This is a genomic window from Falsiroseomonas sp., assembly GCF_030695085.1.
In the GTDB taxonomy this organism is placed as follows: Bacteria; Pseudomonadota; Alphaproteobacteria; order Acetobacterales; family Acetobacteraceae; genus Falsiroseomonas.
In genome coordinates this window covers 1-2,029 of record NZ_JAUYTS010000127.1, presented here as the reverse complement: position 1 = coordinate 2,029, position 2,029 = coordinate 1, and the positions used below count along the sequence as shown (strand labels likewise).

The 2,029-nt window shown below is 73.9% G+C and carries 2 protein-coding genes; one reads left to right on the top strand and one right to left on the bottom strand.

Going from position 1 to position 2,029, the window contains the following annotated elements; genetic code table 11:
* Nucleotides 1-194: 194 nt before the first annotated feature.
* Nucleotides 195-389, top strand: coding sequence for a DUF2842 domain-containing protein (locus tag Q8S40_RS14135; protein WP_304808548.1), 195 nt, complete (start codon nucleotides 195-197; stop codon nucleotides 387-389).
* 88 nt (nucleotides 390-477) lie between these two features.
* Here Q8S40_RS14135 and Q8S40_RS14130 read toward each other — a convergent pair.
* Nucleotides 478-2,029 (bottom strand): DUF294 nucleotidyltransferase-like domain-containing protein (locus Q8S40_RS14130; protein WP_305670894.1); only part of this gene is annotated, 1,552 nt, incomplete at its 5' end.

Sequence of the window (2,029 nt, the reverse complement as noted above, 5' to 3'; positions counted from 1 at the left end):
GGGGCCGCGCTGCCGCGCGGGCGGAAGCTACGCCGGCGTGGGCCGGGGCCGCAACCTTGCCCTCGGCCGCGCAAGCCCGGCGGCGCCCCCGGCCGCGCAAGGCCGGCCGTGCCCCCCGGCCGCGCAAGGCCGGCGGTGCGTGACCAGGCAGGCAAGGGCTTGGCGGATGCGGCAGGCTGGGCCACATGCGGTGCATGTCGCGTAGCACCCTCGCCCTGCTGGGCGGCCTCCTCGGATTCCTGCTGTATGTGATGGCCGTGGTGGCGCTGGCCGACCATGTGCTGAAGCTGCACTGGCTGGTGCAACTCGCCTATTTCATCGTCGCCGGCATCGCCTGGGCCTGGCCGGCCAAGTGGCTGATGTTCTGGGCGGCCCGGCCCCGGGGGTGATGGCGGCGCATCATGTGCCGGGCCGGAATGGAAATCGGCCGCGCTGCCTCTGTCCGGTGCGGTCATCCGGCATGGCCTGACCCGGGGCTCACATCCCCCGCAGCAGGTCGCGCAGCATCTCCCGGATCAGCTCGATGCGGCCCAGCGCGTCCTTCAGATGTTCCTGGTCCTGGCGGCTCAGGCGCGCCACCTCCACACGGTTGCTGGGCGGGATGCCGGCCTGCAGATCCGCGATCTGCTGCGCCAGCAGCAGACGCAGCAGGAAGCCCTGCACATCGGCCAGCAGCGCCGCATCCGTCTCGCCGCGGCCGGCCCGGCCGGCGGCCTGCACCAGGCGCTCCGGCGTGGACAGCGCCGTCACGCCGTGCCGCAGCGCGATCACCCGCGCCCCCGCCGTGATGGGCAGCAACGCGCCCGATTTCAGATCCACCCGCCCTGCATCGTCCTTGCGGATGCGCCCGAACAGGCCGAGCGGCGCCGGATGGCTTCCGGCGGCCTCGCCCATGGCGCGCAGCAGGGCGGGCGCGCCGCGCGCGGTCTCGGTTGCCGTCTCGCGCAACGCGGCGGCCAATGCGGCCCCGTCGCTGGATGAGGCATGGGCCGGGGTGAAATCATAGAAGATATCAAGGTTCAGCATCGCCTCCGGCTCCGGCCGCCGCGCCCATTCCGCCAGCTGCGCGCGCCATTCCGACAGGCGCCGCCGCCAGGGCCGGTTGCGGGCCATGACGCCGCCCTTGCACAGCGGGATGCCCGCCTGGTCCAGGATGTCGTTCACGCGCAACGCCAGGCGGGTGAAATAATCCTCCGCCCCGTCGAGGTCGCCGGCGTAGCTGTCCGCGATCACCAGGGCGTTGTCCTGGTCGGGCGCCAGCAGGCTCTCGCCACGCCCGCCGGAGCCCAGCACCAGCAGCGCGTAGTCGGCCGGCGGTGGGCCGAGTTCGGCCTCGGCGAGTTCCGCCGCGCGGGCGGTCATGGCGCGGGCCTCGGCGGCGATGATGGCCGCGATGGCGCGCGCCTCCAGCCCATCGGCCAGCAGCCCGGCGGCGAGGCCCGGCAGCGCCGCCTGCACGCGGGCCAACTCGGCGGGGCGCGTCGCGGTGGCGATCTCGTCGCCGACCGTCAGCGTGGCCAGCGCGCGTTCGCGCAGCAGGGTGCGCAGGGTGAAGATGCCCGTCAGCCGCCCACCCTCGGTAACGCCGAGGTAGCGCAGGTTGCGCCGCGCCATGAGGCCGAGCGCGCGGTAGAGGAAGGTCTCGGCGGGTGCGGCGATGACCGGCCGGCTCATGAAACCGCCCACCGGCGCGCTCGCAGCCTCGGCGCCGCCTTCCGCCATGGCGCGCAGGATGTCGCGCTCGGTGACCAGGCCATGACCCTCCGGCGTTTCCACGAAGACGCTGCCGATGCCGCGCGCATGCATCAGCTGCGCCGCCGCGTGCACGGTCGCCGTGGCGGCGATGGCGATGATGGGGCTGGACATCACATCCAGCAGCCGTTGCCGGTAGAGGAAGCTGTCGGTGGCGCGCTGGCCGCCCATGCGCAATGCCGCGAGCGCGAAGTCGGGCCGGCCGGCGCCGGCGGGTCGGTCGAACCAGCCCGCTTGTTCCTGCCGGGCGATGAGGTCCGTGGCGCGGCGGCTGAGG

What these genes read in the sequence shown, in the direction of transcription:
- Q8S40_RS14135 (WP_304808548.1), top strand. Translation starts at nt 195, where the DNA reads ATGTCGCGTAGCACCCTCGCCCTGCTGGGCGGCCTCCTCGGATTCCTG.